General features: G+C 52.0%; 16 protein-coding genes and 2 riboswitches. Of the genes, 5 read left to right on the top strand and 11 right to left on the bottom strand.

Annotated elements, in window-relative coordinates; genetic code table 11:
* Window positions 1-192: 192 nt before the first annotated feature.
* The 4 genes from AC2TF6_RS11855 to AC2TF6_RS11840 form a co-directional block, all read right to left on the bottom strand.
* Window positions 193-549, bottom strand: a complete 357-nt coding sequence (locus AC2TF6_RS11855) for a DUF3139 domain-containing protein (RefSeq protein ID WP_491311163.1) — start codon at window positions 547-549, stop codon at window positions 193-195.
* Entirely contained in the window at window positions 537-1,172 is a 636-nt protein-coding gene (gene yqeK / locus AC2TF6_RS11850; protein WP_491311162.1) for a bis(5'-nucleosyl)-tetraphosphatase (symmetrical) YqeK, read from the bottom strand. The genes AC2TF6_RS11855 and yqeK overlap by 13 nt, the downstream gene beginning before the upstream one ends.
* Before the next feature lie 261 nt (window positions 1,173-1,433).
* A complete protein-coding gene (locus AC2TF6_RS11845; protein WP_491311161.1) occupies window positions 1,434-2,666 on the bottom strand; it encodes an aminopeptidase in 1,233 nt (410 codons plus the stop codon).
* A 121-nt stretch (window positions 2,667-2,787) separates the two neighbouring features.
* Window positions 2,788-3,339, bottom strand: a complete 552-nt coding sequence (locus AC2TF6_RS11840; protein WP_491311160.1) for a CGNR zinc finger domain-containing protein — start codon at window positions 3,337-3,339, stop codon at window positions 2,788-2,790.
* 198 nt (window positions 3,340-3,537) lie between these two features.
* Here AC2TF6_RS11840 and AC2TF6_RS11835 point away from each other — a divergent pair, with 198 nt between their 5' ends.
* Entirely contained in the window at window positions 3,538-4,032 is a 495-nt protein-coding gene (locus tag AC2TF6_RS11835) for a DinB family protein (protein WP_491311159.1), read from the top strand.
* 141 nt (window positions 4,033-4,173) lie between these two features.
* Here the strand turns inward: AC2TF6_RS11835 and AC2TF6_RS11830 are convergent, their stop codons facing one another.
* The 3 genes from AC2TF6_RS11830 to AC2TF6_RS11820 form a co-directional block, all read right to left on the bottom strand.
* Window positions 4,174-4,794 carry a cyclodeaminase/cyclohydrolase family protein gene (locus AC2TF6_RS11830; protein ID WP_491311158.1) on the bottom strand — a complete coding sequence of 207 codons (621 nt, stop codon included), beginning with the start codon at window positions 4,792-4,794 and terminating at the stop codon, window positions 4,174-4,176.
* A gap of 37 nt (window positions 4,795-4,831) precedes the next feature.
* Window positions 4,832-5,644 carry a bifunctional 5,10-methylenetetrahydrofolate dehydrogenase/5,10-methenyltetrahydrofolate cyclohydrolase gene (locus AC2TF6_RS11825; RefSeq protein ID WP_491311157.1) on the bottom strand — a complete coding sequence of 271 codons (813 nt, stop codon included), beginning with the start codon at window positions 5,642-5,644 and terminating at the stop codon, window positions 4,832-4,834.
* A gap of 85 nt (window positions 5,645-5,729) precedes the next feature.
* A riboswitch (ZMP/ZTP riboswitch) is annotated at window positions 5,730-5,809 on the bottom strand.
* Between the two features lie 86 nt (window positions 5,810-5,895).
* On the bottom strand, window positions 5,896-7,092 hold the full coding sequence (locus AC2TF6_RS11820) for an MFS transporter (RefSeq protein WP_491311156.1): 1,197 nt from the start codon (window positions 7,090-7,092) through the stop codon (window positions 5,896-5,898).
* 473 nt (window positions 7,093-7,565) lie between these two features.
* Here AC2TF6_RS11820 and AC2TF6_RS11815 point away from each other — a divergent pair, with 473 nt between their 5' ends.
* The 3 genes from AC2TF6_RS11815 to AC2TF6_RS11805 all read left to right on the top strand — a co-directional run bounded on the left by AC2TF6_RS11815 (window position 7,566) and on the right by AC2TF6_RS11805 (window position 10,300).
* The gene (locus AC2TF6_RS11815; RefSeq protein WP_491311155.1) at window positions 7,566-8,624 is read left to right on the top strand and encodes a lytic polysaccharide monooxygenase; all 1,059 of its coding nucleotides are present in this window, start codon (window positions 7,566-7,568) and stop codon (window positions 8,622-8,624) included.
* Between the two features lie 185 nt (window positions 8,625-8,809).
* Window positions 8,810-8,947, top strand: a complete 138-nt coding sequence (locus tag AC2TF6_RS11810) for a hypothetical protein (protein WP_009672324.1) — start codon at window positions 8,810-8,812, stop codon at window positions 8,945-8,947.
* Window positions 8,948-9,226: 279 nt separating this feature from the next.
* On the top strand, window positions 9,227-10,300 hold the full coding sequence (locus tag AC2TF6_RS11805) for a CobW family GTP-binding protein (protein WP_491311154.1): 1,074 nt from the start codon (window positions 9,227-9,229) through the stop codon (window positions 10,298-10,300).
* A 173-nt stretch (window positions 10,301-10,473) separates the two neighbouring features.
* On the opposite strand, the gene AC2TF6_RS11800 is transcribed toward AC2TF6_RS11805, so the two are convergent.
* From AC2TF6_RS11800 to AC2TF6_RS11785, 4 genes are all read right to left on the bottom strand, one after another.
* Entirely contained in the window at window positions 10,474-11,412 is a 939-nt protein-coding gene (locus AC2TF6_RS11800) for a TIGR03943 family putative permease subunit (RefSeq protein WP_491311153.1), read from the bottom strand.
* A gap of 27 nt (window positions 11,413-11,439) precedes the next feature.
* A complete protein-coding gene (locus AC2TF6_RS11795) occupies window positions 11,440-12,525 on the bottom strand; it encodes a permease (RefSeq protein WP_491311152.1) in 1,086 nt (361 codons plus the stop codon).
* A 174-nt stretch (window positions 12,526-12,699) separates the two neighbouring features.
* Window positions 12,700-13,569 (bottom strand): class I SAM-dependent methyltransferase, encoded by an 870-nt coding sequence (locus tag AC2TF6_RS11790; RefSeq protein ID WP_491311151.1) that lies wholly within the window; start codon window positions 13,567-13,569, stop codon window positions 12,700-12,702.
* A gap of 227 nt (window positions 13,570-13,796) precedes the next feature.
* Window positions 13,797-14,005, bottom strand: a riboswitch (cobalamin riboswitch).
* A gap of 174 nt (window positions 14,006-14,179) precedes the next feature.
* The gene (locus AC2TF6_RS11785) at window positions 14,180-15,085 is read right to left on the bottom strand and encodes an aminoglycoside phosphotransferase family protein (protein ID WP_491311150.1); all 906 of its coding nucleotides are present in this window, start codon (window positions 15,083-15,085) and stop codon (window positions 14,180-14,182) included.
* A 198-nt stretch (window positions 15,086-15,283) separates the two neighbouring features.
* On the opposite strand from AC2TF6_RS11785, the gene AC2TF6_RS11780 reads away from it, so the two are divergent.
* Entirely contained in the window at window positions 15,284-15,772 is a 489-nt protein-coding gene (locus AC2TF6_RS11780) for a spore coat protein (RefSeq protein WP_491311149.1), read from the top strand.
* The last annotated feature ends 11 nt before the right edge of the window (window positions 15,773-15,783 follow it).

Raw genomic sequence — 15,783 nt, 5'->3', positions numbered from 1 at the left:
GACTGCGAGCCCCTTCCTGTGATTTCCCACTGAGATTTTGTTCAGACTCAGAATAAGACCTGATCAACAAACGATATCTCGTTTTGTTTATTTAATACATAAACATAATATAATAACGTTTGGTTTTAGGTCAACAATTATTTGATTTGTCTACAAAAAAATTAAAATCAGTTCGTTCCGGTTTTGGACCTCCTACCCCTCCCTTCGCTTTTCCGTGTGTTTCAGCTTTTCAGGCGTTACCCCCATCTCTACTCCTTTCGGGGTAATCCACTGATCGAATTGCAGGACCTCGTTATGGGAAAAATAAACATAATTCACCTCCGGCTCATCCTTGAAAACAACGACTGTATAGAAGGAGGGAAGTTTCATCCCCCAAATCCCTTTGACCGATGCCAGTTCCTCTTCTTTGTAGCTTTTTTCCTGGAGCAGGTAGCTCCTGACTCTTTCCGCATAGGCCCATTTATTTCCCTGAACATAAACAAACGGAGCCAGTAAAACAATCAGAACGATTGACAGTGCAAAAATTTTTCCCCTGCTTAGGTTCCGCACGTTTCCGGCTCACTTCCAATGCGTCCCGACAAATCCGCGTACGCCTCTCTGAGCCATGGATGAACGACTCTCAGCGTGTCTTTCCGGCTCCATAAGTAGCGGATATAGGCAAACGCGGCATGGTCTAGCGAAAGCGCAAGTCCCCTATTCAACTCTTCGAGATACGGAGGCGTGCCCTTCTGATCCCAAGCCACTTTGTCGGCTGTGAAAAGCAGCTTATCCATCTGCGATGCCTGTTTTTTGAGCGTGGTGTGGCATTCAATCGCACTCAAGATTTCTGGGTCCGCCACTCCGAATAGATCCCGTGCTATCGCTTTCGAAATCTTCTGGTGAATGATCATCGGAAAGCTTTCTTCCTCCGGAAGCACTTCGATCCCAAGCTGAACCGACATGGAAATACGCGTATCGTTGGAAAAAACGGCGCTGATATCGTGCAAATAACCGGACGATGCCGCTGTTTCCGGGTCCGCCCCGAAGCGGACGGCCAGTTCGCGGGCCTTCTCGCCCACTTTCATGCAGTGCTCCGCGGTTTCGCGGTGTCCGTTTTCGGTCAGAAAAGCATACACATCTTTTTTCAAGTCGCCTGACCGTTCCGGTTGAACCAGATGTTCGTAAACGCTCATTTCCTCACTCCCCATGAGTTTTATAAGGGCCACTTTGTAAGTATAAAAGGATATTCCAGGGAATTCCAAATAAACCTTTTCTAAAAACAAAAAAAACCGCCGCACGCTTCCGTAAGAAACGCCTAACGAGCTGCACATAAAGAAAAGAACTCGGATGCACTCAAAGAAAAAGCCAGCCGGCAATCCCGGCTGACCTTTGATATCCTTATCACGCTCGTTACCGTGCCTTTACAGGCAGGACGTCCGGTATTTCCCGGAAAATTAAGCCCAATTCCCTTTGCGGAAAATCGGTTCAAGCGTCCCGTCGGCCCGTTCTCCGTCAATGTCCATTTCCGCCGAGCCGATCATGAAGTCCACGTGGGTAATACTGTCGTTGAGGCCCGCCTTCGTCAGCTCCTCCACCGACATTTTCGTTCCGTCCGGGATGCTGAAGCCGAAGGCTTTCCCCAGAGCAAGGTGATTCGACGCGTTCTCATCGAACAGCGTGTTAAAGAATATGATGTTGCTCGCGGAAATAGGCGACTCATGAGGCACAAGCGCAACCTCGCCCAGATGACGGGCTCCTTCGTCCAGTTCGAGAAGTCCTTTTAACGCTTCATAGCCTTTCTCTGCCTGAAAGTCCACGACACGGCCGTTTTCAAACGTAAGCGTGAAATTCTCGATCAGATTTCCCTGATAGCTCAGCGGCTTCGTGCTGCGAACCACTCCGTTCGTGCCGTCCTTAAGCGGAGAAACGAATACTTCCTCCGTCGGCACGTTCGGATTGAAAGCATCCCCCTTCTCGTTCACAGTCGAGCCTCCGCACCAGATGTGCCGCTCCGGCAGCGTTACGCTCAGCTCCGTGCCCGGCGCCCGGTAATGAAGCTTCCGGTATTGTTTGGCGTTCAGCTCTTCCACTTTGGCCATGAGCGTGGCATTATGCCGCTCCCAGACCTGAACGGGATTGTCTTGATCCACTCGGGTAGCTTTGAAAATCTCCTCCCACAAAGCGGCCACGGCTTCATCTTCCGGCAGATCGGGGAACACTTTGCTGGCCCAGCCGGTGGAAGGGGCAGCGAGAATCGACCACGTCATCTTGTGGGAGGTCATGTACTCTCTCCATTTGGCAAGCGCTTTACCCGCAGCCTTGGAATAAGCCGTGATACGTTCGGGTTTCACTCCTTGAAGCAGTTCCGGATTGCCCGATTCGATAAGCAGATAAGCACCGCCGTTTTCGGCCAGCTCTTCTACCGCCTGCGCTCTCCATGCCGGATAGGTATCAAACGAATCGTCGGGAGCAAGCGTATATCTCAGCTTCGTAATAACATCATCCATCCATTCGACGTGGACCGATTTCGCTCCCGCTTCGTATGCTTTTTGCGCAATAAAACGGGTTAAAGGGGCCTGCTGAATGGAAGCATTCACCCATAAGGACTGACCCGGCTGTATGTTCAAACCGACTTTCACCGCCAGCTCGGCGTATTTCTCCAGGTTTTTCTTGAATTGATTCGCCATATTCATTCTCCTTTGTAGGTAAATTCACTCTCGGACTGTTCGTTATGTAAGTTCCTCTTACTTCTTCGACTCTCTAAGCCGTATTCCTTGTGGCACGCCCGCAAAATGCTCCAACGCCGGATCAATCGTTTTCTTTCCGGCGTTTCCGGAAGCGCCTGACTTTCATCAGGTTGCCGCACATTTTATCGTCGCACCACCGGGCCGTCCGGCTTCTGCTCTCGTCGAAGAAAACCCAGCGGCAGTCTTCGTTGGCGCACATTTTGAGCCGCCGCACGTCTTCTTCCGCCAGCAGCCGCGCAAATGCGACGGCCACCTGGCCCATGACCGCGGCCCAGCCCCTATCGCCCGTCCTGCGCTCCAGCCGCCAGCCGCCTTCTTCCCTCGCCAGAACCGGGCGGGAAGGCACTTCAGCCATCGCTTCGTTCAACCTGGCGATGTCCGCGCGATCCGGCTCGCTGTTAGAGCATGCGCATTCCGTGATCGCGCGCATGGCTTGGCGGAGCTCGCCGAGGGCGGCGCGTTCGTGGGGCTGCGGAGGCACCTGGGCCTGCAGCTCCCACTTCTCGAGAAAAGCTTCCAGCCAGCCCGGTCGGTCAAGCCTGTCCTCGCTCCGCCCCGTTCCCCGCCAGTCGTACCACTGGCTGTTCATAAACTCTAAAGCCGAATTTTCCAAAACAACCTCCGAATAAAGATTGAGTCTTCTTCCAATTGATGTTAAAATTCAAAATGTAACCACCATAAACAAAATAGATAGTTACAATGAATCTGTGCGAATGGTCTGCACATCGGGCAGTCTTATCGCACAACCTATCCACACATGATGACATCGCCTTTCTAATTTTACACCATTCTTAATTTAGGAGGAAATCAAATGAACGGATTGGATCTTCTCAAACGAGGCTGGGAACACGCTTACGGAACGGAAGACTGGTATGCCCCTCTGAAAGACGCCGTCAGCGGGATAAGCGCGGAGCAGGCTTCCTGGCGGCCGCCGGGTAAAGCGGGCAATACCATCTGGGAGACAGTCAACCATCTGGTCTACTACAAGCAGCGGCTGCTGGAGCATCTCCAGGGCGAAGAACCGGACCACTGGGCCCAAAACAACGACGACACATTCAAAACGCCCGATACGCACGGTTCCGAAGAAGCGTGGCAGCGGACGCTTCGTGAGCTCGACGCCGTTCATACCCGCATCGGCAGCCTTCTGGACACCAAATCCGATCCGGACATGGACGCTCTATACCGTGATTGTCCGATCGGTTTCCGCATCGCCAGCATCATCCAGCACGACGCTTTTCATACCGGCGAGATCGTGCTGATCCGCAAGCTTCAAGGCTCCTGGCCGTCGACTCGCCGCTACGAATAAAGGCGCGGGCCCGTTAAACCAGCAAAAAAGCCGTCTGAAACTCTTCTTTTCAGAAGAAGCTCAGACGGCTTTTTGTATCATCGCCGGAACGGTACATCTTGCTGTCCATGATCGGAAAGCTCTGCCGCTCCGAGCGGCTTCTCAAATCCGCTCTCTTACTTGTACCAAAGCATCCCGTTTTATTTCTTCCGATTCTCTCATCAGAAGTGTTCCTTTGTCTCTGTACTCTTTCCGGTTGTCGGCGGACATGGCATTCAAGTTGATTTCCACCGTGATCCAGGCAGATTGTACCGCGGCTTCCAGCATCAGAACGGCAATTCCCAGATCGGACACCACATTCTTGTTGACTTCCGGGACCAGGACCGCCAGCCGCCGCATGACCCCGAGGCACGCCTCCATCAGTTCCAGCGGCACATCCGCCGCATGAGCGGAGGCTTCCCGGATAGCGAGACTCCGGGCTTCTTTCTCCGCGGGAGTGGAAGCCGGCAGCTTCAGCGCCTTCATGAACCGGCTGAATGAAGCCATATCTTTTTCCTGCAAGGATTCGAACCGCACGATGGCCTGCCGAAAAAGATCCGTATTCTCGAGCATCGCGGCTTCTTGCTCTTTAAACTTGGCGCCCGTGGTCAAGCAGGCGGTCATCGACCCCATGGACGCTCCGAGGGCTGCGGCCAAAGCGGCAATGCTGCCTCCGCCGGGCACCGGAGAGCCCGAAGAAGCCTCGGCCAGAAATTCGCGAATCGACTGATCGTACACCCTCATTTGTACGCTCCCTCCCCGATCTGCATTCCGACCGCTTTTAATTTTCAAACAAGATGAGCGTCGTTAACGTCCCTACGCCTCTCGGCACCGGCGTCATCGCCTTTACCCGCTGCAGAGCATCCGGACTTACATCCCCCGTTAATCCCGTGTCCGTTTCGTTGATGCCTGCATCGACAATAACCAGATCCGGATGCACCATATCCGCGGTAACCATCCCCGCCCTTCCGGCCGCTGTAATGAGGATGTCCGCACCGGCAATATGACGCGCGAGATTCTCCGTGTGCGAATGGCATACCGTAAGGGTCGCGTGCTCCCGCAGCAGCATAGGCATCAAAGGCCTGCCGACGGTCTCGCCTCTCCCGACGAGCACCACATGCCGCCCTTTCAGTCCGAATCCGAATTCCTGCAGAATGCGGATACAGGACTGGGGCGTTGCCGGGTACAGCCCTTTTGTGCCGAGGAAACAGGCAAGTTTACTGCCGGGCGTAATCCCGTCCACATCCTTGTCGGGGCGGATAAGCTCGAAAGCTTCGGACGGGTTCAAATGCCGGGGCAGCGGAAGCTCCAGCATGATTCCGTGCACGCTTTTGTCATCGTTCAGCTCTCCAAGATGTCCGAGCAATTCCGACTGCGTAATAGCCGGATCGAATTCCATCAGACGGTAGCCGATACCGAGTTTTTGCGCCGTCTTTTCCTTGGCTCTGGCGTAGTATTCGGAAGCCGGATCCCCTTTTAGGAGTACAACCGCCAGGGAAGGTTCTATTCCCCGCTTTTTCCACGCGTCCGTTTCTATTCGGATCGAGTCCCTTAACCGACCGGCAAGATCTGCCGTTTTCATTAACATTCCCATGTTTTCCGCCCCCCGATTTATTGGTTTCCTACAAAAAGAAAACAAAAAAAGTATCCGCAGACCGCGGTTTTCCGCTATCTGCAAATACTTTCGCCCAGGCGTACGGCTATATTTCCCGTGTGCTCCCCCGTGGTTCCCCACGTTCCGCCAGTTACACACTCTTCCAGTGGCCTCATTTTAGCACAGCGGGCGTTTTACGGTAAAGTGCCGGAGAAGCATTTTTTTCAAGACCGTTTGGCACACCGCCTCACTTACAAAGTTTGTACGTTTCCCGGCTTTCTGCTGCCGCGTTCTTTCAGCATCGTTCTCGTGATAAGCAGCATGGAGACGACAATGAGCGTAGCGGGGATGTAAAAGATGGACGGCGTGATGCCATCAATCAGCAGCGGCAGGAAATAGCCGACCAGAGAAGCCATTTGGGTAATCACGACATACAGGCTGGCTCCGAACCCGGTTTTGTGCAAAAACATCCGCTGGACGTAGCCCATTGCCACCCCGAGCAGCACGGCCACGTAAAACGAATACAGCGGCTGCATAGCGAAAAAGAACGGCAGGTAATCGACATTGGCGTACACCAGATAGACGATCAGCGCGAACAGGCCGGCGAATAGAATGACCGGCTTGAAGCCGTATTTCAGCGCCCAATAGCCCGCAACCGTCATAAACAACAGTTCGAACACCGCCTGTGCGCTCCAGATGTAAGACATCAGCTCCGGGTTGCCGAACTTCTCGTTCACGACAAGGGGAAGATACAGGCCCCGAATCGCATCGGCGCACGACAGCATAAGCAGCGCGGCCAGCATAGCCAGCGAGAAGGGCTCGCCGCTCTTCTTAAGGACCGCTTTGGAAGGCGCTTCCACCGTTTCCCGGTAAAACAACAGAAGGACGAAGAGTGCCGTGTACCCCGCAAGATTGCCCCAGAGCACCCCGTAGAAGGTGAACCATAAATAAATGTTCGCCCCCAGCAGCAGTCCCGCAAAAAAACCCACGCTGAAAGACGCGCGCAGCCAGAGCTGCGAAATCTCCACGATGTCCGGCGCCAGCTTCGAGAAATGGTTCCGGGCCATGGCAAACATCTGCCCCATAACCATCCCGGACGGGGCCGATGCGATCGACATGCCCACCAGCGCGGATACGTACCCGTCGGCTCGCATATAGATCAGCAGCCCGGCCGCACACACCACAGAAGCCGCCATGGGGATGATTTTCTTCCGCGGAATCTTATCGCTCAGAATGCCGACGCTGATCGTGAAAATCATATTGAGCACAAGCGAAATGGCAAAAATCGACGCGATCTCGCCTTTCCCGAGTCCGATCCCTTCTTTTAAGTAAATGGCGTTCATGGGCGCCAAAATTCCGACGCCGATTCCGTACAAAATCATCGCCAGGACCAGAATCCATGCTTTTTTGACGGAAATAAACAATTTGATGTCTGCCGCAACACTCATAACCGGCTCACTCCCTTCCTCTTCCGCATTTGTATACATCTAATTCGTTCCATTCGACAATTTCCCTTTTAATTCTAATTTATTTTCCAATTTACGATCTTTACAAAAAAATATCCAAATTTTCTGGATATTATGGAGGAGATGTTTTACTATTTAAACCATTTTATGTATATAAATAGTTCTAAAGACCTACTTCCATTGCTTCTGCCTTATACTATAATATGGATATGAGGAGGTGAAATGATTCATTTAGACATAAATTGACAGGAGGTAGATGCTAAACTTTTTGACAGGCAGGAATTAAAGCTCATTTGCTGCTCTCGGTAGATAGCCATTCACTGCTTACGATGCCGAATCCTGACCTATCCACCAGAATCACTCTGGTTTGTGTCATTATGATTTTTTACGATTCGCAGCAGTATAGTTCTAAATTCCCTGTATTCCAATTCAATTAAATCGGAGGTATTAAACTAATGTCCCAATCCATTTCATGGAACCGCTCTCTTTTCAAAGTTTCTCCTTTTCTCGTAGCATTTGCTGCGCTCGTAATCGGTGCCATCTGTTCGCTCGTTTTCGCTGAAAGCGCTTCCGCTCATGGTTACATCACAGGTCCGGCAAGCCGCGCAGCCCTCTGTAATCAAGGCATTAACAAAAACTGCGGAGCCATCGTGTACGAGCCGCAAAGCCTTGAAGCACCTGGCAGCTACCCTGCAGGAGGCCCTGCTGACGGTCAAATCGCCGGCGCCGGCGCCGCTTTCCCTGAACTGAACGCTCAAACTGCAGACCGCTGGTCCAAAGTGAACATCAACAGCGGAAGCAACACGTTCACTTGGAAGCTGACTGCCGCACACGCAACGAGAGAATGGAAATACTACATCACGAAAACAGGCTGGAATCCTAACGAAGCTCTGAAACGTTCGGATTTCGAACTGTTCTGTTCCTTCAACGACGGCGGTAAAAAACCGAATCCTTCCACTTCCCACACCTGTGACGTTCCTGCCCGCAGCGGTTACAACGTAATCCTGGCTGTTTGGGAAATCGCCGATACGCCTAACGCTTTCTACAACGTAATCGACGTTAACGTAAACGGTGGCGGAACTGGCACACCAGACACTCAAGCTCCTACTGTTCCTGCAGGCGTAACTGCTTCCGGCGTAACAGCTAACTCCGTAACTCTGAACTGGAGCGCTTCTTCCGACAATGTCGGCGTAACGGGTTACGATGTATACCAAGGTTCCACTAAAGTAGGAACTTCCACAACTACCAGCTTCACGGTAACAGGCCTGACGGCTGACACTAGCTACACGTTCACGGTTGTAGCGAAAGACGCAGCAGGCAACACTTCCGCTGCAAGCTCCGCTGTAACGGCTAAAACAACTGCCGGCGGTGGCGGCACAACTGCACCTGCTTGGAGCTCCTCCTCCGTTTACACAGCAGGCAACCGCGTTACTTACAACGGTGTCGTATACGAAGCCAAATGGTGGACACAAGGTGAGATCCCTGGTAAAGCCGACGTTTGGAAAACCGTCTAATTCACTCAACAAGAAGGACCATCCGAGCTCTTATCGGGTGGTCTTTTTTATTTGAAGAAGATGGGTCTGCACGGCAGCACCCCTCTCTCTTTTTAGTTTATTACGCGGAAAAATGTTTAGCATCGGGCTGAGCGGGTAATTTTCTGTAGAGCCAGCAACCTTAACATACGAGGAGGTAAACGAAAATGGGTAAAAAAATGATGTTTACTGCAATTGGTTTAGGAGCTGCTTACTTACTCCGCAATAAAGACGCCCGTCAGAAATTAAAGGATCAATTTCAGACCTTTGCGGGTTCCGCCAAAACTCAGCAGTCCCTGCAATAAAGCATAGGAAATTTAAAAAATCCTCCATGTCCATTAATGGACATGGAGGATTTTTTTACCACTTTGAATAATTAGGGACTTTTTACCCGGATTACAAGAACATAAGGAAGCTCTGGAAGCTGCCTTCCACTCCTCCTAATGAAAACATCCGGTTTGCCGGACAGCGCTGTTTCCTGTACAATAAATTTAAACGTAACGATTACGATTTTTCTGGCATGGCCGTTTCCGGACAGGCATATAATGAGAACATATCTTTTATTTCAGAAAGGAACTAAAACCGTGACAATACCTGTATTCGTACTTAGCGGTTTTTTGGGCAGCGGTAAAACGACCCTTCTGCTCCGTATGCTCGAAGAATCCAAGAAGCTTGGTCTGCGCCCGGGAATACTGATGAATGAGCTGGGCAAAGCGGATGTCGACGGCTTAATTCTGGAAGGGCACAGTTCCGCTTCGGTTGAAAAACTGCTGGACGGCTGTGTCTGCTGCAGTAAGAAAAGCGAGCTTACCGGCAGCTTGCAGGCTCTGCTTCTGCGCAATCCGGATATGTTGTTCATCGAGCTGACCGGCGTGGCCAACCCCGAAGAAATTGCCGATGTGCTTACGGAATCCGGTCTGCTGGACCGCGTTGCCCTCAAGCAGGTCATCACTGTGCTCGATGCCGAAAACTTCATGGATTACAACAGCCTGTTCGCCTCGGACAAACAGCTTGTGCGGACGCTTCGCAGGCAGGTCGAAGTTGCCGACCTTATCCTGGTCAACAAAACGGATTATGTGCACCGCATCCGGCTGCACCAAATCGAGAAGGCGATACGCAAGCTGAACGGGCACGCTATGCTCGTGTATACGACCCACTGCCGCATTGAGATTCAGCCGATCCTGGAAGGGATCCAGCCTGCGCAGAATGCGCCTCTGACGGTCCGGCCTATCCGGATGACGAAGATCCGGACTCATCCGAAGGAGCCCAACACAGCTGGCACCGGACGCGACGTGCACCCCGCAGATTCGCCGGCACCGGCGGAAACCGCGCCTTCCCACTCCCGCGTCCGTACCGTCACCCTCCCGTGGAATCGGGCTGCGGGGCTGACCAAAGCGGATGTGGACGCCTTCCTCCAGCGGTGGAAGGACGGTCTGATCCGCGCCAAAGGTTATGTGACGTTCGCGGAATCCGGGCACATGCATCTGCTGCAATACGCAGGAAAGCGGAGCTACTGGGAGCCTTCCTTTTACACGGGAGAGCCATATCTCGTGTTTATCGGGATCGATCTGGATACGGACCGGCTGAGTGAAGAATGGAAACGTCTTCTGGATAAGCCACAGTCCCTTGAACCGGAATCCGGCCGCCGCCGGAAATAGCTTCAGGCACGGATAGGGAGGCGCCTTCTATTCGGCACGATCTATACGATCTTTTTGTACCCTCCTCCTGTTCTGTTGATTGTATTTACCGATTAAGAACCTTCAACATCCGGCTCTTGCACCGCACAAAACCGCCTTCCGTGGGAAAGCGGTTTTTGTTTTTGCCACAGCCTTTAATTTCCTAGATCGGCGAAATCACCGGCATACGGATACACGTAAGGGGACGAAGGCTCTTTGATTTTTTGGATAACGGCTTCCTCCAGCTTCATCACGTCTTTATCTTCGTACACGGACTTTCGGATCGTGCCTTTCACCGTCACCCATGTATCCTTGAGATACGAATCCGCTCCCGGCGCTTCAACGATAACGCCGTACGGGGATGCATCGGCCGAGCAGCACTGCATCGTCAGTCTTGCGACGACGAACTGGTTTTTGGGCATGCCGTCCTCCCGGTAAACGAAGCCGCTGATTTCCATCTGCTTCCCCGCAAAATTCCCGGCGAACAGATCTACTGCCGTCAGCTTCTCCATAAAGCCTTTATCTCCGATAAGAATGGTTTTGCTTTTGTAAAGCCGCATGGCCAGCTTCGCGTAGTCTTCCGTAAACCGGCTGCCTTTGAACATCTCCTTGAGCCTGGCTTCTTCCGTGTCTTCCCCGCCCTGACTTATCCCCCCGGAAGATAGTTCCTTCTTGGGCGGATCGTCCTGGGGACCTGCGTTCCTCTGCGTTTGGAGGCTGGAGGTATTCAATTGAATCCCTTTGACTTGAACGATATCGCTCCCCGTTACCCGGTCGGGCAGCAGAAAGCCGAGCAGCAGCGGTAAAAGGAACAAGGAATAAGCCGCACCATGCGAAAGCTTCGATTTCTTTACATCGGACTCGCATCCGCAGTCGGGTTCCTTGCCTACAGAGGGCTGCAGAGCCAGATAAATCTGGATCACGGCCAGCACGAACAGGGCGATCGCCGAAGCTTTGACGTACGGTACCAGGCGGGGCGCCAAATAATGCGGCATGCCGCCCGTTTTGACCAGATAAACGATATAAAACGAAAACCCGCATAGAATCGCCGCCCGGATAAAATAATGGAAGGCGTAAGCGCGCCTGTCTTCCACCCGGTTCACCTCCCCCAATTCAAAAGGTTACTTGAAATAAAGATGCTCGACCACTACGGAACCGGCAAACACGGTCACCGTGATAAGAACGGCCAGCAGCAGGACAAACTTCGTTTTGAAGACGGACAGAAGCATCAGCGTGCTTTTAAAATCGAGCATGGGCCCGAAAACGAGGAACGTGAGCAGGGAACCTTTGGAAAACGTCTGGAGAAAGGAAGAAGCGACAAAGGCGTCCGAGGTGGAACAGAGCGACAACATGTAGGCAAATCCCATCATAAACAGATGCGGAAGCACCTCCCCCTCCCCCAGCGCCGACAAATCGCCTCTCGGCACAAACGCCTGAATAACGGCCGTAAGGAGAGAGCCGAAAATGAGATATTTCCCCATATCGAAAAATTCCCCGCCCGCGTGACCCATCATCGTAACGAATTTGCCGCCGCCCTGCACGTGCGCGCAGTCTTGTCCGTTCTCGGCGTACAGCGAGTCCAGCCTGTGTTTCAGAGGATTTTTGTTAATAAACGCGTACACGAACAAACCGATAAACGCGCTGACTCCAAGGGCCAGTCCCATCCGGGCATACACCATTTCGGGATTCATCCGGAACGCCGTGTATGTTGCCGCATAGACGACCGGGTTGACGATGGGACCCGCCAGAATGACGACTACGCCTATGTACAGCGGCATTCCCTTGTTGATCAGCCGCCGGACGACCGGGATCATGCCGCATTCGCAAATCGGAAAGAGGATGCCCAGCAGACAGGCGAACACGAATCCGAGCAAAGGATTCCGGGGGATCGCTTTGCGGATCCAGGTCTCCGGGATGTAGACCTGCATGAACGAGGAAAGCAGCACACCGAGCATAATAAAAGGAACCGCTTCGAGCACGATGCCGATAAACATCGTCTTGAACAGGCGGATGACCGAAGGGTCCGGCAGCACCGCATTCCCTGTCCGCACGGCTTGCCAGGCCAGTATAGCCAGGAAACTTCCCGCTGCGATATAAATCAGGTGTCTTTTTCTCATCCCTCTGCTTGCTCCGCTGAAATGCACGTTCTCTCCTCCTGTGTAAGACAGTATTTTTATTTTAATCGTAATCATTACGTTTTTCAACAAAAAAGACTTCTCCCTTACCCTGATCCTCTTCTTCATCTCTATGCGAGTCTGCCCGAATCTATGACAAGCTCCTTCCCTTGTCCGGTCCGTGAAGCCAAAAAAAATCCCGGCACGCGAAACCGCGTTACCGGGATAATGCTTCAGCGGCTCGGATTTAAACCTGCACGATCCGTATCACTTCCGCGGGAGGTCCGCAGGTTCCAGCCGTTTTTCCGGCTTCCAGTAAAGGAGAGCCGCTTTGAAATTGTGCGGGTAAATCAGCTTGCCGTCTTCTTCACGCACATAAGAGTACAAGAGATCAACGGCCTTCCTGCGGTCATACTCCTTGTCCAAAACCGCGCTCAGGTTGTCCTTCAGCAGCTCTTCCTCCGTATCGTAGGCATATGTTTTGTGCAGGTTGACCATTTTACAGTTCGCATCGATTCCCAGTTCATATAGCAGATTCTGCAAATGGATGTAATCTCTGCGTTGAAATTTGATCCGGCAGCCCAGCTGCTCCTGGATGTCCTTGTAGTGCGGTCTCTCGGGACCGCTTACCATCCCCGCGATTCCGAGACGCTTCGCCGTGTTGTTGATGTGCAGCAGCGCCCGGTCGATTTCCTGCATCCGGTAGTAACAATTGACGCCGAATACCACGTCGGCTCGCTCCACCTCGGGAAGCTCTTCCCACTTGGCATGCACGAAGTTTAAATGATTCCAGCCCTTCCGCTCCGCTGCGGCTCTCAGGAAAGCAAGCACGCTTTCGGAGCTGTCGACACAGGTGAGGGAACCCGCTTTCTCGGCCGCTTCGAACGTATAGTTTCCCCAGCCGGGACCGATTTCCAGCACATCCTCGCCGGGATCAATCAAAGCGATCAGCTCCTTGCGTAGGTTGGCGACCCAGGAATCCACCCCGGCTTGTTCTTTCTTTTTCATAAAAGCGTTCCAGAACCCTTCTTCCTTGACGTCATCGGTCATCCGTACGGGAAGATTTCCGTCCCAGTCCTTCATCCCCTCCTGCCAGAGGGTTTTGTAATTCGTATTTAGTTTGACTCCGTAATACATCGTTTGCCTCCCCATGCGGTTTGAAGATCTTTGTTCATACTTCTTTTGATCAAAATGCGGCGGACTTCATTTTACGTGTAAAGCCGGAGGAGTCAATCGATCCGAAACAAATAAAAACATCCCGCCGGAGGCAGGATGTTTGGGTTCATCGCATGAATACGCTCGGGTCGGGACCCGGACGATTAGGGAGAACATTCGCATCAACGCCATCCTATCCGCGTAGGAATGAAGTTACCGGTAAACAGGCAGGTCTCCTGACTCGGGAACCCTATGCGCGCCTTCCCGGATTAACCAGTGACGTGATGCGCTTCGGCCGGGGCCTCTCCCCCTTTTCCCCTTACAGTGGCGGGACCGTATCGGAATTGCACCGAACTTCCCTTTTAATCCGTTCCCTCTCCCCGGAGAAAGAACCGGAACCTGTTTAATAAAGAATGTTTGATAGTCCATTATCTTAAGAAAAGCATGCATGCCAAACAACTTCACGGTTAATAGTAGTCCAAATCAGGCGTTTTGGCAAATGACCGAAGCGTACGGGCAAGCAGATGTACCGGTAAGGCGGGCCCACCAAACTTCGGACTATTAAGTGGAGCCGCGACGGTTTATGACTCCGCTATTCCCCTTCCATAATCAGGTTGATTTGATTAATAAAATCTTTTGCCAGCCCAAGCTGTTTATATGCAAATTCCAAATCTCCGCTGCCTGAAAGTGCGAAATCCAAGTTACCTAAAGTGGACATAAGGATGCGTGCGGTAACAGCAAATCCAAAAGCTTGCTTATCGGCCTGAATATTCATCTGACTCCAGATATACTGAAAGGTTGGCTCCTGAATTCCGTTGAATAATGCAAGATTGCCTACATATGAAGCCAAATCCCAGTATGCGGGCATCCAGGATAAATCCTCAAAGTCCGACCAGACCCAGCCTTCGGGACTCGGTATTAAGTTTCTTGAATGGGCATCTCCATGAGACGGTAGTAGCAAACTTGTTTCGAGACGCATCTGTCTATCCATCGCGAAGAACAGACTTAGCAAGTTTTGTATACGCTGATCCGGATGCTTCATTAATCTAAAAGCCGATTGACATGTCCGCTCCCAAACACCAAGCATAGGAATCTCATCGGTAAAATCTTTCAATGCCAGTGAAAGTCTATTCACCAGTTCAACTGCTTCGCTTGGCGAAGGGCGCCGCAGTTCTGTAGGGGGAACATACTTCCAAAACGTCATCCATGTGCCGCCAATATCGTATGGTCCTGCGTCCGTACGGTCAGTTGGCAATCGTACCGGCACTCCCTTTGATTGGAGATGACGTGCGGCTCTTAATTCACGAACCAGTACCTTGTAGGCGTAATCTGCATGATTTTTTGAAAGCACAGTGGCTATTCGGGCCACAATCGGATACGGGGCCAAATGAACGATCAGGTTCCCGCCATTACCAAGCTCGAGAGGAGTAATGTCCTTTAATCCGGCTTTTTCTGCTATTAAAACGGCTTTTGAAATAAGGCTGCTGTTATTCGGCACTCCGAGGACTCCTTAGTTAAGGTTAAAAACATCTTAGCATCGTTGTCGTGTCCCTGATAGGTATTAAATATTTAACAATTAACTATTCCCCATTAACTCTTCTGTTAACTTGAACTTCCGTCTGGAGATGCTGACAACTTACTAATTTCGGCCCCTTCACATAGGCTGTTAGAAACCCCACGAACGGAGTCTGAGAAGATGAGCCTGCCAAAAGTCCCCAAACATCTCGCCTGGCACGAAACCTTAGAGCTTCACGAGCTTGTGAGCCTTCAAACCGGACAATTGATCGCGTTTAAACAAAAATTGCCGACGCTTACGGACGAAGGGCTTCAAACGCTCTTTAGAGAGGCGATACAAACCTTGGAGCAGAATCTGAACGAGCTGCTGGCGTATTATCCCAAAGCGCATGCTTCCTCCAGGAATAAAAATCCGGAGCTGCCCGTCCTGGAAGCGGGACAGCTTCTCGGTTTTGCCAAAACGGCCGTACGCGGCTACGCCTGCGCCCTCACGGAAACCGCGACTCCCCGTCTCCGGGCAACCTTTGTGAAACATCTGTTGAGAGCGGTCGAATTTCACGCCAAAGTGTTCAACCGGATGTATGCGGACGGTGCGTACCCCGCTTATGACCTGAAGGAACTGCTGGAAAACGACGCGGCCAACGCTCAAGCCGCCCTCTCCCTCGAATAACGGCAAAAAAC

This window comes from Paenibacillus sp. JNUCC 35, from assembly GCF_058269095.1.
Note: the sequence above shows the minus strand (reverse complement) of the source record. Positions and strands in the feature narration are given on the sequence as shown.